The 20,818-nt window shown below is 72.5% G+C and carries 19 protein-coding genes; 2 read left to right on the top strand and 17 right to left on the bottom strand.

Annotation, left to right across the window (positions count from 1 at the left end; all coding sequences use genetic code 11):
* Nucleotides 1–196: 196 nt before the first annotated feature.
* Nucleotides 197–739, top strand: a complete 543-nt coding sequence (locus ABZ261_RS10540) for a hypothetical protein (RefSeq protein WP_356857443.1) — start codon at nucleotides 197–199, stop codon at nucleotides 737–739.
* A 173-nt stretch (nucleotides 740–912) separates the two neighbouring features.
* Here the strand turns inward: ABZ261_RS10540 and ABZ261_RS10535 are convergent, their stop codons facing one another.
* The 14 genes from ABZ261_RS10535 to pyrR all read right to left on the bottom strand — a co-directional run bounded on the left by ABZ261_RS10535 (nucleotide 913) and on the right by pyrR (nucleotide 17,582).
* Nucleotides 913–3,072 carry a primosomal protein N' gene (locus ABZ261_RS10535; RefSeq protein WP_356857441.1) on the bottom strand — a complete coding sequence of 720 codons (2,160 nt, stop codon included), beginning with the start codon at nucleotides 3,070–3,072 and terminating at the stop codon, nucleotides 913–915.
* A 148-nt stretch (nucleotides 3,073–3,220) separates the two neighbouring features.
* Nucleotides 3,221–4,429, bottom strand: a complete 1,209-nt coding sequence (gene metK / locus ABZ261_RS10530; protein ID WP_356857439.1) for a methionine adenosyltransferase — start codon at nucleotides 4,427–4,429, stop codon at nucleotides 3,221–3,223.
* Between the two features lie 246 nt (nucleotides 4,430–4,675).
* Nucleotides 4,676–5,878, bottom strand: coding sequence for a bifunctional phosphopantothenoylcysteine decarboxylase/phosphopantothenate--cysteine ligase CoaBC (gene coaBC / locus ABZ261_RS10525; RefSeq protein WP_356857437.1), 1,203 nt, complete (start codon nucleotides 5,876–5,878; stop codon nucleotides 4,676–4,678).
* 129 nt (nucleotides 5,879–6,007) lie between these two features.
* Nucleotides 6,008–6,280 (bottom strand): DNA-directed RNA polymerase subunit omega, encoded by a 273-nt coding sequence (gene rpoZ / locus ABZ261_RS10520; RefSeq protein WP_003982715.1) that lies wholly within the window; start codon nucleotides 6,278–6,280, stop codon nucleotides 6,008–6,010.
* 53 nt (nucleotides 6,281–6,333) lie between these two features.
* Nucleotides 6,334–6,891 (bottom strand): guanylate kinase, encoded by a 558-nt coding sequence (gene gmk, locus ABZ261_RS10515; protein ID WP_356857436.1) that lies wholly within the window; start codon nucleotides 6,889–6,891, stop codon nucleotides 6,334–6,336.
* A gap of 60 nt (nucleotides 6,892–6,951) precedes the next feature.
* Nucleotides 6,952–7,275, bottom strand: a complete 324-nt coding sequence (locus tag ABZ261_RS10510) for an integration host factor (RefSeq protein ID WP_003977346.1) — start codon at nucleotides 7,273–7,275, stop codon at nucleotides 6,952–6,954.
* 299 nt (nucleotides 7,276–7,574) lie between these two features.
* The gene (pyrF, locus tag ABZ261_RS10505; protein ID WP_356857434.1) at nucleotides 7,575–8,432 is read right to left on the bottom strand and encodes an orotidine-5'-phosphate decarboxylase; all 858 of its coding nucleotides are present in this window, start codon (nucleotides 8,430–8,432) and stop codon (nucleotides 7,575–7,577) included.
* Nucleotides 8,429–9,535 (bottom strand): quinone-dependent dihydroorotate dehydrogenase, encoded by a 1,107-nt coding sequence (locus tag ABZ261_RS10500; RefSeq protein WP_356857432.1) that lies wholly within the window; start codon nucleotides 9,533–9,535, stop codon nucleotides 8,429–8,431. Before ABZ261_RS10500 ends, pyrF begins: the two co-directional genes overlap by 4 nt.
* Before the next feature lie 60 nt (nucleotides 9,536–9,595).
* Nucleotides 9,596–12,904 (bottom strand): carbamoyl-phosphate synthase large subunit, encoded by a 3,309-nt coding sequence (carB, locus tag ABZ261_RS10495; protein WP_356857430.1) that lies wholly within the window; start codon nucleotides 12,902–12,904, stop codon nucleotides 9,596–9,598.
* On the bottom strand, nucleotides 12,897–14,078 hold the full coding sequence (gene carA, locus ABZ261_RS10490; protein WP_356857428.1) for a glutamine-hydrolyzing carbamoyl-phosphate synthase small subunit: 1,182 nt from the start codon (nucleotides 14,076–14,078) through the stop codon (nucleotides 12,897–12,899). The genes carB and carA overlap by 8 nt, the downstream gene beginning before the upstream one ends.
* The gene (locus ABZ261_RS10485; RefSeq protein WP_356857426.1) at nucleotides 14,075–14,635 is read right to left on the bottom strand and encodes a hypothetical protein; all 561 of its coding nucleotides are present in this window, start codon (nucleotides 14,633–14,635) and stop codon (nucleotides 14,075–14,077) included. Before ABZ261_RS10485 ends, carA begins: the two co-directional genes overlap by 4 nt.
* A complete protein-coding gene (locus ABZ261_RS10480) occupies nucleotides 14,632–15,918 on the bottom strand; it encodes a dihydroorotase (protein WP_356857424.1) in 1,287 nt (428 codons plus the stop codon). The genes ABZ261_RS10485 and ABZ261_RS10480 overlap by 4 nt, the downstream gene beginning before the upstream one ends.
* A gap of 5 nt (nucleotides 15,919–15,923) precedes the next feature.
* A complete protein-coding gene (locus ABZ261_RS10475; RefSeq protein ID WP_356857422.1) occupies nucleotides 15,924–16,922 on the bottom strand; it encodes an aspartate carbamoyltransferase catalytic subunit in 999 nt (332 codons plus the stop codon).
* Nucleotides 16,923–17,012: 90 nt separating this feature from the next.
* The gene (pyrR, locus tag ABZ261_RS10470) at nucleotides 17,013–17,582 is read right to left on the bottom strand and encodes a bifunctional pyr operon transcriptional regulator/uracil phosphoribosyltransferase PyrR (RefSeq protein ID WP_356857420.1); all 570 of its coding nucleotides are present in this window, start codon (nucleotides 17,580–17,582) and stop codon (nucleotides 17,013–17,015) included.
* Between the two features lie 251 nt (nucleotides 17,583–17,833).
* Between pyrR and bldD the strand changes: the two genes are divergently transcribed.
* The gene (bldD, locus tag ABZ261_RS10465; protein WP_020938842.1) at nucleotides 17,834–18,337 is read left to right on the top strand and encodes a transcriptional regulator BldD; all 504 of its coding nucleotides are present in this window, start codon (nucleotides 17,834–17,836) and stop codon (nucleotides 18,335–18,337) included.
* Nucleotides 18,338–18,616: 279 nt separating this feature from the next.
* On the opposite strand, the gene nusB is transcribed toward bldD, so the two are convergent.
* The 3 genes from nusB to ABZ261_RS10450 are packed head-to-tail and all read right to left on the bottom strand — an operon-like array spanning nucleotide 18,617 to nucleotide 20,765.
* The gene (gene nusB, locus ABZ261_RS10460; protein WP_356857418.1) at nucleotides 18,617–19,045 is read right to left on the bottom strand and encodes a transcription antitermination factor NusB; all 429 of its coding nucleotides are present in this window, start codon (nucleotides 19,043–19,045) and stop codon (nucleotides 18,617–18,619) included.
* Nucleotides 19,046–19,047: 2 nt separating this feature from the next.
* Complete coding sequence (efp, locus tag ABZ261_RS10455) at nucleotides 19,048–19,614, bottom strand: elongation factor P (RefSeq protein WP_356857416.1); 567 nt, start codon at nucleotides 19,612–19,614, stop codon at nucleotides 19,048–19,050.
* Nucleotides 19,615–19,658: 44 nt separating this feature from the next.
* Nucleotides 19,659–20,765 carry an aminopeptidase P family protein gene (locus ABZ261_RS10450; RefSeq protein WP_356857414.1) on the bottom strand — a complete coding sequence of 369 codons (1,107 nt, stop codon included), beginning with the start codon at nucleotides 20,763–20,765 and terminating at the stop codon, nucleotides 19,659–19,661.
* Nucleotides 20,766–20,818 lie beyond the last annotated feature (53 nt).

Below are 20,818 nucleotides of genomic sequence, written 5' to 3'. Positions count from 1 at the left end.
CGGGCAGGGGGCGGGCGGGCAGCGCACCAGTCTATGTCCACGCGCGGCGCGCGACCGGCCGGGCGGCGTACGCATATGCCCGTACGCCCCCACCCCGTGACCAGCGGAGCGTCGGCGCGTTGGTCAAGAAAGAGTTGACCACACCGGGCCCTCTCGCGGCCCGATTCCTTTCAACGCCGGTTCGAGAGGCTTGTTCATGGCCGACCACGCAACCCACGACGCCCAGGCCCGGGCCAGCCTGCACTTGCTGGTGCGGGACATCGAGCGAGTCCGGCGGCAGGTGGACGCGCTGCGCACGCTCACCGCCCAGCTGGGCAACGTCTACCGCCCGCGCCGCTCCGGCCCCTCCACGGGCTTCGTCGTCTACGGACGGGCCCCCGCCCCGACGGTCCGCCTCGCCCAGGAGCTGCGGGACAGCGTCGAGACGCTGGTCACGGCCGCCGTGGACTTCGACCGCTCGCTCGGCTTCTCGTGGGACGCGGTGGGCTCCGCGCTCGGAGTCACCAAGCAGGCGGTGCACCGCCGGTACGGCGCCCGTCGCGCCGCGGCCCAGGCGGCGGCCGAGGCGGAACGGACGCCGGAGCCGTCCGGCACCCGCACGATCAACGTGAACACCGGCCTGCCCACGGTGCCGACGGTCCCCGCGGCCCGGTCGATGCCCACCCAGCCGACCGCGGGCAGCCCGACCCTGCGCGACGACCCCCGCCCGACGGCCTTCCCGGCCCCCCGCAACGGCTGACGGCGTTCCCGCTCCCCCGCCCTCCCGGCCCCCGGGAGGGCGGAGCTGTGCGCGGCCGGGCCGGCTGCCCTCCCATGGCGTTCCCCGGGGCGGCAGCGGTCGGACCTCCCGGCGCGGCAGGGCGCACCCCGCCGGCGCGCAGGCGCGGGACGGGGCGTGCGGCCCGCCTTCGCTCACCCGATGTCCGGCGGGTCGATCCGTACCCGGACCGGCTCACCGGTCCCCCGCGCCGTCCGGGCCGCCTGCGCGGTCTTCAGGGCGGCGGCCAGCGCCGCGCCGCTGCCCGGCGGCACGCGCACGAGTGCCCGTTCCCAGTGCTCGCCCGGCGGCGGCGCGCCGGGTCTGCGCGGCCGGCCGGGCGGGGCGGGAGGCAGCGGGACCGGTCCCAGCAGCTCGGCGTCCGGCGGCAGTTCGACCGCCGCCAGGAATGCGGCGACCGCCTCGGCCGGCCCCCACACCGCCGCCATCCGGGACACCGGCGGGAAGCCCAGCTCGGCACGCTCGGCCAGCTCCCGCACGGCGTGCCCGACGGGGTCCCAGCGCACCAGCGCCTGAACGGGCCGCAGCGTCGGCTCGGCCACCACGACCACCGTGCCGCCCTCGGCCTGCGGCCGCACCAGCGCGCCGGCCGCGATCCACCGGCGCAGCGCGTCCTCACCGGCCCGCAGGTCGGGGCGTACGAGCATGGCCCAGCCGTCGAGCAGCAGGGCCGCCGCGTACCCGCCCTCGGCGACCGGTTCGGCGCCCGGGGTGCTGACGATCAGCGCGGGTGTGCCCGGGACGGTGTCCAGCACGTGCTCGCGCCCCGAGGTGCGCACCGGGACCGAGGGGAAGGCCCGCCCCAGCTCCTCCGCGGTGCGCCGGGCGCCGACGATCTGGGCGCGGAGCCGGAAGCCGCCGCACTCCGGGCAGTGCCAGGCGTCCTCGCCGCGTCCGCACCAGCCGCACCGCAGCACACCCGCGTCCTGCCCCTGGAGCGGCCCCGCGCAGTGCCGGCACCGCGCCGGCGCCCGGCACCGGGCGCAGGCCATGCGGGGCGCGTAGCCGCGCCGGGGGACCTGCACCAGCACCGGCCCGTGCCGCAGGCCCTCACGGGCCGCCTGCCAGGCGAGGGTCGGCAGCCGGGCGGCGCGGGCGGCCTCGTCGCGCGCGAGGTCCTCGTCGCCGACGGTCCGGACCAGGGGCGCGGCCCGCCGCACCTGCTCCCGCCCGGCGACCAGCGGCCGCGCCCAGCCGCTCTCGACCAGCTGGGCCGCCTCCACGGTGCAGCTCCAACCGCCCAGCAGGAAGGCGCACTTGTCCAGGGCCGCCCGCAGCAGCAGCACGTCCCGGGCGTGCGGCTGCGGGGCGTGCTGCTCGCTGTGGCTGTCGTCCCCGTCGTCCCAGATGGCGACGAGGCCCGGATTCTGCACGGGTGCGAACATCGCCGCCCGGGTGCCGACGACGGCGCGCACGGATCCCCGCCGCACCGCGAGCCACTGCGCGTACCGCTTCTCGGGCCCGGCGTCGGCGGTGAGCAGCGCGTGCCGGCCGGGGCCGAGCAGCGCGGTCAGCGCGGCGTCCACACGGGCGGCGGCCCGCCCGTCCGGCACGACGACGAGGGCGCCGCGGCCCGAGGCCAGCGCGGCGGCGACGGCCCGGGCCAGCTCCTCGCTCCACAGCGGGCCCGGCAGCGCGTTCCACACCGCCCGCGGCGCCCCACCGGAGGCCAGCGCGCCCAGGAACGCCTCCCCGTGCTCGTACCGCGTCCAGGAGCCGGCGTCCGGGGCCTGCGGCGGAGGCAGCGGCGGCGGGGACGGGCGCTGCTCGGCGCGTGCGCTGCGCGGCGGCACGGCCAGCTGCAGCACGTCGGCGAGGCTTCCCGCGTACCGGTCGGCGACGGCGCGGGCGAGCCCCAGCAGTTCCTCGCTCAGCACCCGCTCCGGCGACACGACCTGGGCCAGCGCCGCCAGCGGTCCCGCGTAGTCGGACGCGGCCCGGCGCTCGACGAGGAAGCCGTCGACGAGTCCGCCGCCCTCCCGGCGCCCTTCGCGCACCCGGTGCCGCCCGGCCCCGAACCGGACCCGCACCCGCACCCCGGGCTGGGCCTCGGCGTCCAGCTCCTCGGGCACGGCGTAGTCGAAGTACCGGTCGAGATGCAGCACGCCCTTGTCGACCAGCACGCGCGCCACGGGGAGCTCCCCGGCGAGCGCGGCCCCCCGCCAGGTGCGCGGTTTGGCCCGCGGCGCCCTGGCCTTGCGGACGCTGTCGCGGATGAGCGCGAGCTGCTCCGGCGGCGCCCCCTCGGCCCCGCCGCCCCCTCCCGACCCGGTCGCCCCGTTCTCGCTGCTCACGCTTGCATTCTTACCAAACGGCACCGACAACGCCGCCGGACGCACGACCCCGGACGCACGAACCTGGACACACGACCCCGGACGCACGGACGCGCCGAGGCCCGGCCTCCCGAAGGGAAACCGGGCCTCGGCGGAGGTCGGGCCGGGTCTACAGGTCCACGGCGGCGCGCAGGGCGTCCACGCGGTCGGTGCGCTCCCAGGTGAAGTCGGGCAGCTCGCGGCCGAAGTGGCCGTAGGCAGCCGTCTGGGAGTAGATCGGCCGGAGCAGGTCGAGGTCGCGGATGATCGCGGCCGGGCGGAGGTCGAAGACCTCGTCGATCGCCTTCTCGATCTTCTCGGGCTCCACCTTGTGGGTGCCGAAGGTCTCGATGAAGAGACCGACGGGCTCCGCCTTGCCGATCGCGTAGGCGACCTGGACCTCGCAGCGGGAGGCCAGACCGGCCGCCACGACGTTCTTGGCGACCCAGCGCATGGCGTAGGCGGCCGAGCGGTCCACCTTGGACGGGTCCTTGCCGGAGAAGGCGCCGCCGCCGTGGCGGGCCATGCCGCCGTAGGTGTCGATGATGATCTTGCGGCCGGTGAGGCCGGCGTCGCCCATCGGGCCGCCGATCTCGAAGCGGCCGGTCGGGTTGACCAGCAGGCGGTAGCCCTCGGTGTCCAGCTTGATGCCGTCGTCGAGCAGCGCCTTCAGCTCCGGCTCCACGACGAACTCGCGGATGTCGGGCGCGAGCAGCGACTCCAGGTCGATGTCGGAGGCGTGCTGGGAGGAGACGACCACCGTGTCGAGGCGGACGGCCTTGTCGCCGTCGTACTCGATGGTGACCTGCGTCTTGCCGTCGGGGCGCAGGTAGGGGATGGTGCCGTTCTTGCGGACCTCGGACAGGCGCTTGGAGAGGCGGTGCGCCAGGAAGATGGGCAGCGGCATCAGGGTGGGCGTCTCGTCGGACGCGTAGCCGAACATCAGGCCCTGGTCGCCGGCGCCCTGCCGGTCCAGCTCGTCGTCGTCGCCCTCGACCCGGGCCTCGTAGGCCGCGTCGACACCCTGCGCGATGTCCGGGGACTGCGCGCCGATGGACACGGAGACACCGCAGGAGGCGCCGTCGAAGCCCTTCTTGGAGGAGTCGTAGCCGATCTCGAGGATCTTGCTGCGGACGAGGGTGGGGATGTCCGCGTAGGCCTTCGTCGTCACCTCGCCTGCCACGTGCACCAGGCCGGTGGTGATCAGCGTCTCGACGGCGACCCGGGAGGTCGGGTCCTCGCGCAGAAGCGCGTCGAGAATGGTGTCGCTGATCTGGTCAGCGATCTTGTCGGGGTGACCCTCGGTCACGGACTCCGAGGTGAACAGGCGACGGGACACAACGCTCCCTGTGGTTGCAGCGGCTGCTGGCTGATCATTTTCGATCGGCACGGGGCTGCGCCCGGTGCCGACCGTGAACAGTTTATCGGTCGCACTCGGCCGACGGGCCACCCGCTCGCCTCTCGGAAGCGCTGTGACCTGCGGCACGGGCATTCTGCCCAATGCCCGCACGCTTGGCCAGGGCGCGCCACCGCCGATCGAGCGAATCCCCAAGGCTCCGTCCGGCGGACGCCGAGCTTCCGCGCGTCAGCCCAGCCGCTGCGCCACCAGGTCCCAGACGATGTCGGCCAGGGCCTCCTTGGGGCCGTGGGGCACCGGGGTCTCGCTGCCGTCGGCGCCCAGCACCACGGCCTCGTTCTCCTCGGAGCCGAAGGTCTTGCGCTCCCCCACCTCGTTGACCACGAGCAGGTCGCAGCCTTTGCGGGCGAGCTTGATCCGGCCGTTGGCGAGGACGTCGTCGGTCTCGGCGGCGAAGCCCACGATCACCTGTCCGGGCCGAGCCCGTTCGGCGGACACCTCGGCGAGGATGTCGGGATTGCGCACCAGGACGATCGGTTCGGGGTCCTGGCCGTCCTTCTTCTTGATCTTCCCGGCGGCGTACGAGGCCGGGCGGAAGTCGGCGACGGCCGCGGCCATCACCACGGCGTCGGCGTCCGCCGCCGCCTTGAGGACGGCCTCGCGCATGTGGACGGCGGTGCCCACCCGGACGACGTCCACGCCTGCGGGGTCGGGCAGTGCGGTGTTGGCCTCCACCAGTGTCACCCGGGCGCCGCGGGCGGCGGCGGTGCGGGCGAGGGCATAGCCCTGCTTGCCGGAGGAGCGGTTGCCGAGGAACCGGACCGGGTCGAGGGGTTCGCGGGTGCCGCCGGCGCTGACGACGACGTGCCGGCCGGCGAGGTCGGGCTCGCGCACCCCGCGGGCCAGGACACGGCGGCAGACCTCGAAGATCTCGGCGGGGTCGGGCAGCCGGCCCTTGCCGGTGTCGACGCCGGTGAGGCGGCCGACGGCGGGCTCGATGACGACGGCGCCGCGGCGGCGCAGGGTGGCCGCGTTCTCCTGGGTGGCCGGGTGCTCCCACATCTCGGTGTGCATGGCCGGGGCGAGGACGACCGGGCAGCGGGCGGTCAGCAGGGTGTTGGTCAGCAGGTCGTCGGCGAGGCCGTGGGCGGCCTTGGCGAGCAGGTCGGCGGTGGCCGGGGCCACGACCACGAGGTCGGCGTGCTGGCCGATGCGGACGTGCGGGACCTCGTGGACGTCGTCCCAGACCTCGGTGGAGACCGGGTTGCCGGACAGGGCCGACCAGGTGGCGGCGCCGACGAAGTGCAGCGCGGAGGCGGTGGGCACCACGCGGACGTCGTGGCCGGACTCGGTGAACCTCCTCAGCAGTTCGCATGCCTTGTAGGCGGCGATGCCGCCGCTGACCCCCAGCACGACCCTCGGCTTGTCCACCGCGTCTCCCGGACTCGACAGCGTACGGCCCGGCGCCGTACGACTCGACAACGACGACTCCATGACACACCACAGGCCCGGCAGGACGACTGCCGGGCCTGTGGACAAGTCAATCGCGATCTGAAGGTACTACTGCGCCGGGCCCTCGACGGCCTCGGAGGTCAGCAGACCGGCGTTGATCTCGCGCAGGGCGATCGAGAGCGGCTTCTCGTGGACGTGGGTGTCGACGAGCGGACCGACGTACTCGAGGAGGCCCTCGCCGAGCTGCGAGTAGTACGCGTTGATCTGGCGGGCACGCTTGGCCGCGTAGATCACGAGGCTGTACTTCGAGTCGGTGGCCTCGAGAAGCTCGTCGATCGGCGGGTTGATGATGCCCTCGGGCGCGGTGATGGAAGAGGACACGCTCTACCTTCCGATGGATGGAAAAGAATCGATCATCGTGATCACGGTCACGATCACACAACGTCCATCAAGGCTAGCAGCTCGCGGGCCACGTCCTCGACGGAGGTGTTGACCAGGGTCACATCGAACTCCGGCTCCGCCGCCAGCTCGGTCCTGGCCGCCTCCAGGCGGCGCTCGATGACCTCGGGCGGCTCGGTCCCCCGGCCGGTGAGCCTGCGCACGAGCTCGTCCCAGGAGGGGGGAGCCAGGAACACCAGCTGGGCGTCGGACATCGACTCCCGGACCTGGCGCGCGCCCTGCAGGTCGATCTCCAGCAGGACGGGCTCGCCGTTCTCCAGCCGCTCCAGCACGGCCGCGCGGGGCGTGCCGTAGCGGTTGCCGGCGAACTCGGCCCACTCGAGCAGCTCGCCGTTGGCGATCAGCTTGTCCATCTCGTCGTCGGTGACGAAGAAGTAGTGGACTCCGTGCTGCTCGCCCGGGCGCGGCTTGCGGGTGGTCGCCGAGACCGAGAGCCAGACGTCGGGGTGTTCCTTGCGCATATGGGCGACGACCGTGCTCTTGCCGACCCCCGAGGGGCCGGAGAGCACGGTCAGCCGCGGACGTTCACTCATGCAGCGATTATTCCAGCAATCCCCACGTGCCCGGGACTCCCGGTCCGCCGGCAGGCGGGCTCAGGAGCCGGTGCTGCCGAACTCACGCTCCAGGGAAGCGATCTGGTTGGAACCGAGACCGCGCACGCGGCGGCTCTCGGAGATGCCCAGACGCTCCATGATCTGCTTGGCGCGGACCTTGCCCACGCCCGGCAGGGACTCCAGCAGCGCGGAGACCTTCATCTTGCCGATGACGTCGTTCTCCTGGCCCTGCTTGATGACCTCGTGCAGGGAGGCGCCGGAGTGCTTGAGTCGATTCTTGACCTCGGCCCGCTCCCGGCGAGCCGCGGCGGCCTTTTCGAGCGCGGCTGCGCGCTGTTCAGGGGTAAGGGGCGGAAGAGCCACGCCTACGTCACCTCGGATGTCGAACTGTCGGATACGGACCGGTGAGGAACCTAGTCGCCCCACACCTGGGGAGCTACGAGCAACACGTCGCCCGGTCTCCCCCACTGCCTGGAGGGCGTGGGAGGTGCCCCCACTGCTCGGAGACTAGCGGGCAAGTCCGCAAGAGTCAGCGAGAACAGCGGAAAAGTCCTGGTCAGCCTCCGCCAGGCCAGACATTTCAGACATATTGCCCAGGATTTGCGGATGTATTCACGCTCAAGCCGACGTGATGGTGCTCACACGAGCACGCGGCCGGGCGCTCAGGCGCCCGCGACGGCCGCGCGGATCTCCTCCGCGAACCGCTCGGCGGCCCCGCGCAGCGCGCTGACGTCGGGACCGTGACGCAGGACACCCCGGCTGACGTTGGGCACCACGTTGCGGACGGCCGCCCCGAAGACCCGGGGAAGGTCGGCGGGGGTCGCGCCCTGGGCGCCGATGCCGGGGGCGAGGAGCGGACCGTTGACGTCCAGGTCGTACGCGGACAGGTCGCCGAGCGTGGCGCCGACGACCGCGCCGAACGAGCCCAGCGGCTCCTCCCCCGCGTTCTCCGCCGCCAGGTGGGCCAGCACGGTGGCCCCGACGCTCCGGCCGTCGGCGCGCACGGCGTGCTGCACCTCGCGGCCCTCCGGGTTCGAGGTCAGCGCCAGCACGAACAGACCGGTGCCGTTCTGCCGGGCCAGGGCGACGGCCGGGCCCAGGGAGCCGTAGCCGAGGTACGGCGAGACGGTGAGGGCGTCGGAGAACAGCGGGGCGTCCTGGTGCAGGAACGCCTCGGCGTAGGCGGCCATGGTCGAGCCGATGTCGCCGCGCTTGGCGTCCATCACGACCAGGGCGCCGGCCGCGCGCGCCTCGCGCACCGATGTCTCCAGCACGGCGAGGCCGCGCGAGCCGAACCGCTCGAAGAAGGCGCACTGCGGCTTGAGGACGGCCACCCGGCCGGCGACCGCCTCGACGACCGTGCGGCTGAACCGTTCCAGGCCGGCGACGTCGTCGTTCAGTCCCCAGTCGGCGAGCAGGGAGGCGTGCGGGTCGATGCCGACGCACAGCGGGCCGCGCTCGTCCATGGCGCGGCGCAGCCGGGCGCCGAAGGGCTCCGTGGGGCTCGTGCGGGGGCTCATGCGGCCTTCCTCACATCGGCGCCGACCGCGTCGGCGAGGGTCGCGTACGGGCTGTCGCGCAGGCGGGCGGCGAGGCCCTTGTGGATCGCCCGGCACCACAAGGGGCCCTCGTAGACGAAGGCGCTGTACCCCTGGACCAGGGTGGCGCCGGCCAGGATCCGCTGCCAGGCGTCCTCGGCGGTCTCGATGCCGCCGACCCCCACCAGGGTGAGCCGGTCGCCCACGCGCGCGTACAGGCGGCGCAGGACCTCCAGGGAGCGCTCCTTGAGCGGTGCGCCGGACAGGCCGCCGGCCTCCCCGGCCAGCGAGGGGGCGGACCTGAGGCCCAGGCCCTCGCGCGCGACGGTGGTGTTGGTGGCGATGATCCCGTCCAGGCCCAGTTCCACGGCGAGGTCGGCGACGGCGTCGACGTCCTCGTCGGCGAGGTCCGGGGCGATCTTCACCAGCAGCGGGACACGCCGGTCGGGGACGGCGCGGTCGGCGGCCTCGCGCACGGCGGACAGCAGCGGGCGCAGGTGGTCCACCGCCTGCAGGTCGCGCAGGCCGGGCGTGTTGGGCGAGGAGACGTTGACGACCAGGTAGTCGGCGTACGGCGCGAGCCGCCCGGTGGACTTCACGTAGTCCGCGACGGCCTCCGCCTCCGGGACCGCCTTGGTCTTGCCGATGTTGACGCCGACCACGGTCCTGAAGACCGGCTCGCGGGAGGCGAGGCGGGCGGCCACGGCCAGCGAGCCGTCGTTGTTGAAGCCCATGCGGTTGATCAGCGCGCGGTCGGCGACGAGCCGGAACAGCCGCTTCTTCGGGTTGCCGGGCTGCGGCTCGCCGGTGACCGTGCCGATCTCGACGTGGTCGAAGCCGAGCATCGACAGCCCGTCGACGGCGACGGCGTTCTTGTCGAAGCCGGCGGCCAGCCCGAACGGGCCGTGCATCCGCAGGCCGAGCGCCTCGGTGCGCAGTTCCTCGTGGCGCGGCGCGAGGGCGGCCGCGGCGAACGTGCGCAGGACGGGGATGCGGGCGACGAGGCGGATCCAGCGGACGGCCAGGTGGTGGGCGTTCTCGGGGTCCATCCGCTGGAAGACCAGACGGAAGAACTGCTTGTACATGTCTGCGTGTCCTCATGAAGAGGGGGACACCGTTCCCGGTGTCCCCCTGGGGGCCGGCTGCTAGTCGCGGGCCGCGGTCAGGTGTTCCGCGTGCTCCTGGAGCGAGCGGACGCCCACGTCGCCGCGGTTGAGGGCGTCGATGCCCTGGACCGCCGCCGCGAGGGCCTGGACCGTCGTCAGGCACGGCACGGAGCGCGCCACGGCCGCCGTGCGGATCTCGTAGCCGTCGAGGCGGCCGCCGGTGCCGTACGGGGTGTTGACGATGAGGTCGACCTCGCCGTCGTGGATGAGCTGGACGATGGTCTTCTCGCCGTTCGGGCCGGTGCCCTCGGACTGCTTGCGCACCACCGTGGCGTTGATGCCGTTGCGCTTGAGGACCTCGGCGGTGCCGGAGGTGGCGAGCAGCTCGAAGCCGTGTGCCACCAGCTCGCGCGCCGGGAAGATCATCGAGCGCTTGTCGCGGTTGGCGACCGAGATGAACGCGCGGCCCTTGGTGGGCAGCGGGCCGTAGGCGGCCGCCTGCGACTTGGCGTACGCCGTGCCGAAGACGGCGTCGATGCCCATGACCTCGCCGGTGGAGCGCATCTCCGGGCCGAGCACGGTGTCGACGCCGCGGCCGTGGATGTCGCGGAACCGCGACCACGGCATGACGGCCTCCTTGACGGAGATCGGCGCGTCGAGCGGCAGCTCGCCGCCGTCGCCGTGCCGCGGCAGCAGCCCCTCGGCGCGCAGCTCGGCGATGGTCGCGCCCAGCGAGATGCGGGCGGCGGCCTTGGCGAGCGGCACCGCGGTCGCCTTCGAGGTGAAGGGGACCGTGCGGGAGGCGCGCGGGTTGGCCTCCAGGACGTAGAGGATGTCGCCCGCCAGGGCGAACTGGATGTTGATCAGGCCGCGCACGCCGACGCCCCTGGCGATGGCCTCGGTGGAGGCGCGCAGGCGCTTGACGTCGAAGCCGCCGAGGGTGATCGGAGGCAGGGCGCACGCCGAGTCGCCGGAGTGGATGCCGGCCTCCTCGATGTGCTCCATCACACCGCCGAGGTACAGCTCCTCGCCGTCGTACAGCGCGTCGACGTCGATCTCGATGGCGTCGTCCAGGAAGCGGTCGACCAGGACCGGCCGGGAGGGGCTGATCTCGGTCGACTCGGCGATGTAGGAGGCGAGGCGGGTCTCGTCGTAGACGATCTCCATGCCGCGCCCGCCGAGGACGTACGACGGCCGGACCAGGACCGGGTAGCCGATCTCGTCGGCGATGGCCTTGGCCTCCGCGAAGGTGGTGGCGGTCCCGTGCTTGGGCGCCGGCAGGCCGGCCTCGGCCAGGACGCGGCCGAAGGCGCCGCGGTCCTCGGCCGCGTGGATGGCCTCGGGGGACGTGCCGACGATCGGCACGCCGTTGTCCTTCAGGGCCTGGGAGAGGCCGAGCGGGGTCTGGCCGCCCAGCTGGACGAGGACGCCCGCGACCGGGCCGGCCTGCTGCTCCACGTGGACGATCTCCAGCACGTCCTCGAGCGTCAGCGGCTCGAAGTACAGGCGGTCGGAGGTGTCGTAGTCCGTGGAGACGGTCTCCGGGTTGCAGTTGACCATCACGGTCTCGTACCCGGCCTCGGACAGCGCGAAGGAGGCGTGCACGCAGGAGTAGTCGAACTCGATGCCCTGGCCGATGCGGTTCGGGCCGGAGCCGAGGATGATCACCGCGGGCTTCTCGCGCGGCGCGATCTCGGTCTCCTCGTCGTACGACGAGTAGAAGTACGGCGTCTTCGCGGCGAACTCGGCGGCGCAGGTGTCGACCGTCTTGTACACCGGGCGGATGCCGAGGGCGTGCCGGACCTCGCGGACGACGTCCTCGCGCAGACCGCGGATCTCGCCGATCTGCTGGTCGGAGAAGCCGTGCCGCTTGGCCTCGGCGATCAGCTCGGCGGTCAGCTCGGGCGCTTCGGCCAGCTCGTCCGCGATCTCCTTGATGAGGAAGAGCTGGTCCACGAACCAGGGGTCGATCTTCGTGTGTTCGAAGACCTCCTCAGGCGTGGCACCGGCGCGGATGGCCTGCATGACGGTGTTGATCCGGCCGTCGGTGGGGCGCCGGGACTCCTCCAGCAGGGCGGCCTTGTCGCCGGGATCGCCGACGAAGGTGAACTGGCTGCCCTTCTTCTCCAGGGAGCGCAGCGCCTTCTGGAAGGCCTCGGGGAAGTTGCGGCCGATGGCCATGGCCTCGCCGACCGACTTCATGGTGGTGGTCAGCGTGGAGTCGGCCTGCGGGAACTTCTCGAAGGCGAACCGCGGCGCCTTGACGACCACGTAGTCGAGGGTGGGCTCGAAGGAGGCCGGGGTCTCCTGCGTGATGTCGTTCGGGATCTCGTCCAGCGTGTAGCCGACCGCCAGCTTGGCGGCGATCTTGGCGATCGGGAAGCCGGTCGCCTTGGAGGCGAGGGCCGAGGACCGCGACACGCGCGGGTTCATCTCGATGACGATGACGCGGCCGTCGGCCGGGTTCACCGCGAACTGGATGTTGCAGCCGCCGGTGTCGACGCCGACCTCGCGGATGATGGCGATGCCCACGTCGCGCAGGATCTGGTACTCGCGGTCGGTGAGCGTCATCGCGGGCGCCACGGTGATCGAGTCGCCGGTGTGCACGCCCATCGGGTCGAAGTTCTCGATGGAGCAGACGACCACGACGTTGTCGTTCTTGTCGCGCATCAGCTCCAGCTCGTACTCCTTCCAGCCGAGGATGGACTCCTCCAGGAGCACCTCGGTGGTCGGCGACAGGGTGAGGCCCTGGCCGGCGATGCGGCGCAGCTCCTCCTCGTCGTGCGCGAAGCCGGAGCCGGCGCCGCCCATCGTGAAGGACGGGCGGACGACGACCGGGTAGCCGCCGAGCTGCTCGACGCCCTTGAGGACGTCGTCCATGGAGTGGCAGATGACCGAGCGGGCGGACTCGCCGTGGCCGATCTTGCGGCGGACCTCCTCGACGACCTCCTTGAACCGGTCGCGGTCCTCGCCCTTGTGGATCGCCTCCGGCTTGGCGCCGATCAGCTCGACGCCGTACTTCTCCAGGACGCCGTTCTCGTGCAGGGAGATGGCGGTGTTCAGGGCCGTCTGGCCGCCCAGGGTGGGCAGCAGGGCGTCGGGGCGCTCCTTGGCGATGATCTTCTCGACGAACTCGGGGGTGATCGGCTCGACGTAGGTGGCGTCGGCGATCTCCGGGTCGGTCATGATCGTCGCCGGGTTGGAGTTGACGAGGACGACGCGCAGGCCTTCGGCCTTGAGCACGCGGCACGCCTGGGTGCCGGAGTAGTCGAACTCGGCGGCCTGGCCGATGACGATCGGGCCGGAGCCGATGACCAGGACGGACTGGATATCGGTGCGCTTAGGCACGCTGGCCCTCCATCAGGGAGACGAAGCGGTCGAACAGGTAGGCGGCGTCGTGCGGGCCGGCAGCCGCTTCGGGGTGGTACTGGACGGAGAAGGCCGGCTGGTCGAGCAGCCGCAGCCCCTCCACGACGTTGTCGTTGAGGCAGACGTGCGAGACCTCGGCGCGGCCGAACTTCGTCTCGCTGACCTTGTCGAGCGGCGCGTCCACGGCGAAGCCGTGGTTGTGCGCGGTGACCTCGACCTTGCCGGTCGTCCGGTCCTGGACCGGCTGGTTGATGCCCCGGTGGCCGTACTTCAGCTTGTAGGTGCCGAAGCCGAGGGCGCGGCCGAGGATCTGGTTGCCGAAGCAGATGCCGAACAGCGGGGTCCTGCGCTCCAGGACGGCGGTCATCAGCGCGACCGGGCCGTCGGCGGTGGCCGGGTCGCCGGGGCCGTTGGAGAAGAACACGCCGTCCGGGTTCACGGCGTAGACGTCGTCGGCCGTGGCGGTGGCGGGCAGGACGTGCACCTCTATGCCGCGCTCGGCCATCCGCTGCGGGGTCATGCCCTTGATGCCGAGGTCGATGGCGGCGACGGTGAACCGCTTCCCGCCGATCGCCGGGACGACATACGCCTCCTTGGTCGCGACCTCCTCGTAGAGGCTCGCGCCCTTCATCCGGGGCTGCGCCAGCACGCGCTCCACCAGTTCGGCGCCGGGTGCGGTGCCCGCGCCGGAGGCGCTGTCGAGCGCCGTGCCGGAGAAGATGCCGGCGCGCATGGAGCCGCGCTCGCGCAGGTGGCGGGTGAGGGCCCGGGTGTCGACGCCGCTGATGCCGACCACGCCCTGCCGCCGCAGCTCGTCGTCCAGGGAGCGCTTGGCCCGCCAGTTGGACGGCACGCGGGCGGGGTCGCGCACGACGTAGCCGGAGACCCAGATGCGGCCCGACTCGTCGTCCTCGTCGTTCCAGCCGGTGTTGCCGATCTGCGGGGCGGTCGCGACGACGATCTGGCGGTCGTACGACGGGTCGGTGAGGGTTTCCTGGTAGCCGGTCATGCCGGTGGAGAACACCGCCTCGCCGAAGGTCTCCCCCACGGCCCCGTAGGCGCGGCCGCGGAAGGTGCGGCCGTCCTCCAGGACGAGTACGGCGGGAAGCGCCTTGTTCCTCTGGGAGGAGCTTCCCCTGGTGGAGGTCGTCATCGTGCGCCTTCCGTGTCGTTGGTCATCTGGTTCAGGGTGTCGACCCACTCGGTGTGCTCGGCCGCGCGGTCGGAGCGGAAACCGGAGTCGATCAGCTTGCCGCCGTGCGCCCAGGTCACGACCAGCAGTCCGCCCTCGGTGAGGACCTTGCCGGCGATGCCCTTGTCGAGCCGGGCGCCGCGCAGCGCGGCGGCGGGGACGAAGAAGCCGGCCGCTCCGGGACGCTCGACGTCCAGGCCCGCGTCGGTCAGGGTGAGCTCGGCCCGGCTGCGGGTGCCCAGGCCGTGGGCCACGATGCGGTCCAGCCACTGCCCGGCGGTGGTGGAGCCGTGGTAGCGGCCGCTCATGGTCAGTCTGACCTCGCCGGGCTCGTCGGGCGCGGTGGGCAGCTCCGGGAGGTCGCTCTGGAGGGTGGCGCGCCACTTCCAGCCCTCGCGCATCAGCCAGTAGACCAGCGCGACGAAGAGGGCGAGTCCGACGAGCCAGCCGATGCGGGCCGGCCAGTCGGTGACGTCGGCCGACCTCTTGGCCTCGGCCAGCAGGATCACAGGTGTCACGTCAGCTTCCCGTCGACGAGCGTGGCCTTGCCCCGCAGCCACGTGTGCGTCACACGGCCCGGCAGCTCGCGCCCCGCGTAGGGGGTGTTGCGGCTGCGCGAGGCGAAGCCCGCGGGGTCCACGGGGCCACGGTATGCCGTGTCGACGAGGGTGAGGTTGGCGGGCTCACCGGCCGAGACGGGACGGCCGTGCCCGGTGGCCCGGCCGATCCGCGCGGGCGTGAAGGACATGCGGTCGGCGACGCCGGCCCAGTCCAGCAGGCCCGTCTCCACCATGGTCTCCTGCACCACCGACAGCGCGGTCTCCAGGCCGACCATGCCCATGGCGGCGGCGGCCCACTCGCAGTCCTTGTCCTCGTGCGGGTGCGGGGCGTGGTCGGTGGCGACGATGTCGATCGTGCCGTCGGCGAGGGCCTCGCGCAGGGCCATGACGTCGCGCTCGGTGCGCAGCGGCGGGTTGACCTTGTAGACGGGGTCGTAGGTGCGCACCAGTTCGTCGGTGAGGAGCAGGTGGTGCGGGGTGACCTCGGCGGTGACCTGGATGCCGCGGGACTTGGCCCAGCGGACGATCTCGACGCTGCCGGCGGTGGACAGGTGGCAGATGTGCACGCGGGAGCCGACGTGCTCGGCGAGCAGCACGTCCCGCGCGATGATCGACTCCTCGGCCACGGCGGGCCAGCCGCCCAGGCCCAGTTCGGCGGAGACGACGCCCTCGTTCATCTGGGCGCCCTCGGTCAGCCGCGGCTCCTGGGCGTGCTGGGCGACGACCCCGTCGAAGGCCTTCACGTACTCCAGCGCGCGGCGCATGATCACGGCGTCGTCCACGCACTTGCCGTCGTCGGAGAAGACGGTGACGCCCGCGGCGGAGTCGTGCATGGCGCCCAGTTCGGCGAGCTTCCTGCCCTCCAGGCCGACGGTGACGGCGCCGACGGGCCGGACGTCGCAGTAGCCGTGCTCCTTGCCGAGCCTCCAGACCTGCTCCACCACGCCGGCGGTGTCGGCGACCGGGAAGGTGTTGGCCATGGCGAACACGGCCGTGTAGCCGCCGCTCGCGGCCGCGCGGGTGCCGGTCAGGACGGTCTCGGAGTCCTCGCGGCCCGGCTCGCGCAGATGGGTGTGCAGGTCGACCAGGCCGGGGAGCAGCACCTTGCCGTCGGCGTCGACCACTTCGGCGCCGTCGGCGGACAGCCCGGAGCCGACCTCGGCGATCGTCCCGCCGTCGATCAGGACGTCCTGCGGCGCGCCGCCGAGCACCTTCGCACCGCGGATCAGGGTCTTGCTCATGGATGTCACTTCTCCTCGGTGGTACGGGCGTGGGTGACGGCGGGCACGTTCTTCGAGTCGACCACCGCGCCGCCGAGCAGCAGGTACAGGACGGCCATCCGGATGGAGACGCCGTTGGCGACCTGCTCGACGGCGGTGCAGCGGTCGGAGTCGGCGACCTCGGCGGTGATCTCCATACCGCGGACCATCGGGCCGGGGTGCATCACGATGGCGTGTTCGGGGAGCCGGGCCATGCGGTCGGCGTCGAGGCCGTAGCGCCGCGAGTACTCGCGCTCGGTCGGGAAGAACGCCGCGTTCATGCGCTCGCGCTGGACGCGGAGCATCATCACGGCGTCGCACTTGGGCAGCGTGCTGTCGAGGTCGTACGACACCGCGCAGGGCCAGGAGTCCACGCCGACGGGCAGCAGGGTGGGCGGGGCGACGAGCGTGACCTCGGCGCCGAGGGTGTGCAGCAGGTCGACGTTGGAGCGGGCGACCCGGCTGTGCAGGACGTCGCCGACGAGGGTGACGCGCTTGCCGGCGAGGTCCTCGCCGAGGCCGGCGTCGCGGCCGACGAGCCGGCGGCGCATGGTGAACGCGTCCAGCAGGGCCTGGGTGGGGTGCTGGTGGGTGCCGTCGCCGGCGTTGACGACCGCGGCGTCGATCCAGCCGGAGTTGGCGAGGCGGTAGGGGGCCCCGGAGGCGCCGTGCCGTATGACGACGGCGTCGACGCCCATGGCCTCCAGGGTCTGCGCGGTGTCCTTCAGGGACTCGCCCTTGGACACGCTCGACCCCTTGGCGGAGAAGTTGATGACGTCCGCGGACAGCCTCTTCTCGGCGGCCTCGAAGGAGATGCGGGTGCGGGTGGAGTCCTCGAAGAAGAGGTTGACGATCGTGCGGCCGCGCAGGGTCGGCAGCTTTTTGATCGGCCGGTCGGCGACCCGGGCCATCTCCTCGGCGGTGTCGAGGATCAGGACGGCGTCGTCGCGGGTGAGGTCGGCGGCCGAGATGAGATGACGCTGCATCTGTCAGGCTCCGTAAGGCAGTTCAAACGGGAGGATTCGGGCAGGCCGGAGCGTGTGCGGGCACGCCGGAGCGGCCCGGGGTCCGGCGTGCTACCGGCCGGCCCGCACACCGAGCAGCACGGTGTCGCGACCGTCCTCCTCGGCGAGCTGGACCTTGACCGTCTCCCGCAGCGACGTGGGGAGGTTCTTGCCGACGTAGTCGGCGCGGATGGGGAGTTCGCGGTGGCCGCGGTCGACCAGGACCGCGAGCTGGACCGCACGCGGACGCCCGATGTCGTTCAGGGCGTCGAGGGCGGCGCGGATGGTGCGGCCGGAGAAGAGCACGTCGTCGACCAGGACGACCAGCTTGCCGTCGATGCCGTCACCGGGGATGTCGGTGCGGGCCAGCGCACGCGGCGGATGCATGCGCAGGTCGTCGCGGTACATGGTGATGTCGAGCGAGCCGACCGGGACCTTGCGGTCGGTGATCTGCTCCAGCTTGGCCGCGAGCCGCTGGGCGAGGAAGACGCCTCGGGTCGGGATGCCGAGGAGCACCACGTCGTCGGCGCCCTTGGCGCGTTCGACGATCTCGTGGGCGATGCGGGTCAGCACGCGCGCGATGTCGGGGCCCTCGAGAACGGGCCGCGCATCGGACGCGTACGGATGGGCGTGCGAGTCCATACGAAACGGACCTCCTTCTCCGCCTCACGGGACGGACCTTAAAGGACGTCGTAATTGCGCCATCCACCGTAGCAGGTCGCCGGAGGGGCTCCGTTCACCCTCTTGGCGTAATCGGCGGCCACCAGCGCGGAAGCCTCGGTGTGGACCGTTCGGCTTGACGCACGAGAGTCACGCTGCGTAACCTCACAGTGAGTTACCAGCCGCGCGGCGGGCAGACAGCCGGTCGCGTCGACACAGCGCCGGGGAGCCATATGTCCAGCGAATACGCCAAACAGCTCGGGGCCAAGCTCCGGGCCATCCGCACCCAGCAGGGCCTTTCCCTCCACGGTGTCGAGGAGAAGTCCCAGGGTCGCTGGAAGGCCGTGGTGGTCGGTTCGTACGAGCGCGGCGACCGCGCCGTGACCGTGCAGCGCCTCGCCGAGCTGGCCGATTTCTATGGCGTCCCCGTGCAGGAGCTCCTGCCGGGCACCACGCCGGGCGGCGCCGCCGAGCCGCCGCCGAAGCTGGTCCTGGACCTGGAGCGGCTGGCCACCGTGCCGGCCGAGAAGGCGGGCCCCCTGCAGCGCTACGCGGCGACGATCCAGTCCCAGCGCGGCGACTACAACGGCAAGGTGCTCTCCATCCGCCAGGACGACCTGCGCACACTCGCCGTCATCTACGACCAGTCCCCCTCGGTCCTCACCGAGCAGCTGATCAGCTGGGGCGTCCTGGACGCGGACGCGCGCCGCGCGGTGGCCACGCACGAGGACGCGTAACCGCGCACGGACTCAGCAGAAACGTGCCGCCGGGGTGGCCGGAACTTGACGGTTCCGGCCACCTCGGCGGTTTTCACGTCCGGTCGTCCGGCGGTGCGCACGCGGGCGGCGCCGGCGGCCCCGCGGGGCCGTTCCGGCGCCTTGCGGGCCCGGGCGGCGGGTGGGGCGTGTGTCATGCGTGCCGAAGGGGGCGGGGAGCCGCGGGCGACCGCACGGCCCGTGGCCGCCGTCCCCGCGCGGCTCCGCCGCGCCCCTCGCCGCGCCCCTCGCCGCGGCCGGCTAGGCGCGGCGGAGCGTCGGCTTGAGCTCCTTCAGCCGGCCCAGCAGGCCGTTCACGAACGAGGGCGACTCGTCCGTCGAGAACTCCTTCGCCAGCTGCACCATCTCGTCCAGGACGACGGCGTCCGGGGTCTCGTCGACCCAGATCAGCTCGTACGCGCCCAGCCGCAGCAGGTTGCGGTCGACGACCGGCATCCGGTCGAGCGTCCAGCCCACGGCGTACTGGGCGATCAGCTCGTCGATGCGCCGCGCGTGCTCCGCGTAGCCCTCGACCAGCTGCATGGTGTACTCGCTCACCGGCGGCTGCCGCGTGTCGGACCGGGAGAGCCGGATCCAGTCCGCGAGGACGGTCAGGACGTCGGCGTCGCGCTGGTCGCCCTCGAAGAGGATCTGGAAGGCGCGCTTGCGGGCCGTGTTGCGGGCAGCCACGGTTAGCTGTTCACCCGGCCGAGGTAGTCGCTGGTGCGGGTGTCGACCTTGATCTTCTCGCCGGTGGTGATGAAGAGCGGCACCTGGATCTGGTGGCCGGTCTCCAGGGTGGCGGGCTTGGTGCCGCCGGTGGAGCGGTCGCCCTGGACGCCCGGCTCGGTCTCGGCGACGGTCAGCTCGACGGCGGCCGGCAGCTCGACGAAGAGCACCTCGCCCTCGTGCTGGGCGACGGTGGCGGTGAAGCCCTCGATGAGGAAGTTGGCGGCGTCGCCGACGACCTTGCGGTCGACCATGAGCTGGTCGTAGGTCTCCATGTCCATGAAGACGAAGTAGTCGCCGTCCATGTACGAGAACTGCATGTCGCGCTTGTCGACAGTGGCCGTCTCGACCTTGACACCGGCGTTGAACGTCTTGTCGACGACCTTGCCGGAAAGCACGTTCTTGAGCTTGGTGCGCACGAAGGCCGGGCCCTTGCCGGGCTTGACGTGCTGGAACTCGACGACGGACCAGAGCTGGCCGCCTTCGAGCTTGAGCACCATGCCGTTCTTGAGGTCGTTCGTGGAAGCCACGGTTGCGGAATCTCCTGGACTGACGTACGACCCCGGGTCACGCGCTACAGCGCGAGCAGCTCCTTGGTCGTGATGGTGAGTAGCTCGGGTCCGCCGTCCGCCTCGGGGCGTACGACGAGCGTGTCATCGATCCGGACACCGCCCCGGCCCGGGAGGTGGACCCCCGGTTCGACGGTGACCGGCACGCAAGCGTCCAGTTTACCCATGGCCGCGGGGGCCAACTGCGGGTCCTCGTCGATTTCGAGTCCGACACCGTGTCCGGTCAGCGGCGGCAGAGCCCCCGCGTAGCCGGCCGAGTCCAGCACCTGGCGTGCCGCGCGGTCCACGTCCCGGTACGCGGCGCCGGGGGCCAGGGACTCGCGTCCGGCGCGCTGGGCGGCGAAGACGAGGTCGTACAGCTCGATCTGCCAGTCGGCGGGAGAGGTGCCGATGACGAAGGTGCGGCCGATCTCGCAGCGGTAACCGCGGTAGGTGGCGCCGAGGCACACGGACAGGAAGTCGCCCTCCTCCACCCGCCGGTCGGTGGGACGGTGGCCGCGGCGGCCGGCGTGCGGCCCGGTGGCCACGGAGGTGGGGAAGGCCGGGCCGTCGGCCCCGTGGTCGACCAGGCGGCGCTCCAGCTCCAGCGCGAGGTGCCGTTCCGTGCGGCCGACCAGGATGGACTCCAGCAGCTCGCCGAGGGCCTGGTCGGCGATCTCGGCGCCGATGCGGAGGCAGGAGATCTCCTCCTCGTCCTTGACCACCCGGAGCTGCTCCACGGCGCAGCCGAGGTCGGCGAGGCGGACCGCGGGGGCGACGGAGGCGACGGCCCGGTGCCGGGCGACGGTGAGGTGGTGTTCCTCGACGGCGAGCGCGTCGGCGTCCTGCGCCGCGGCGAGGCCGGACGCGGCGACCACCGGGTCCCCTCCCGGGGACGGCAGGACGTGCAGCCGCAGGTTCTCGTCCGGCCGGCCGTCGGCGGGCCGGTCGTCGGGAGGACCCGCGCACACCAGGAGGTCTTCGCGCGCGCCGAGCAGGAGGACCGCGCCCCGGGGGGCGGCGCCCGCCAGATAGCGCACGTTGGCGGGGCGGCTGACCAGGGCGGCGGGGGCGCCGGCCGCGTTGCAGCGGTCCCTCAGCCGGGATCGGCGGTTCGCGTACACCTCTGACATGAGATGAGCGTAGGAGCTTTGTCCGGAATGTGTCGATCGAGGGGGGCCGAGTG

This window comes from Streptomyces sp. NPDC006193, from assembly GCF_040613915.1.
Classification (GTDB): Bacteria; Actinomycetota; Actinomycetes; order Streptomycetales; family Streptomycetaceae; genus Streptomyces.
Note: the sequence above shows the minus strand (reverse complement) of the source record. Positions and strands in the feature narration are given on the sequence as shown.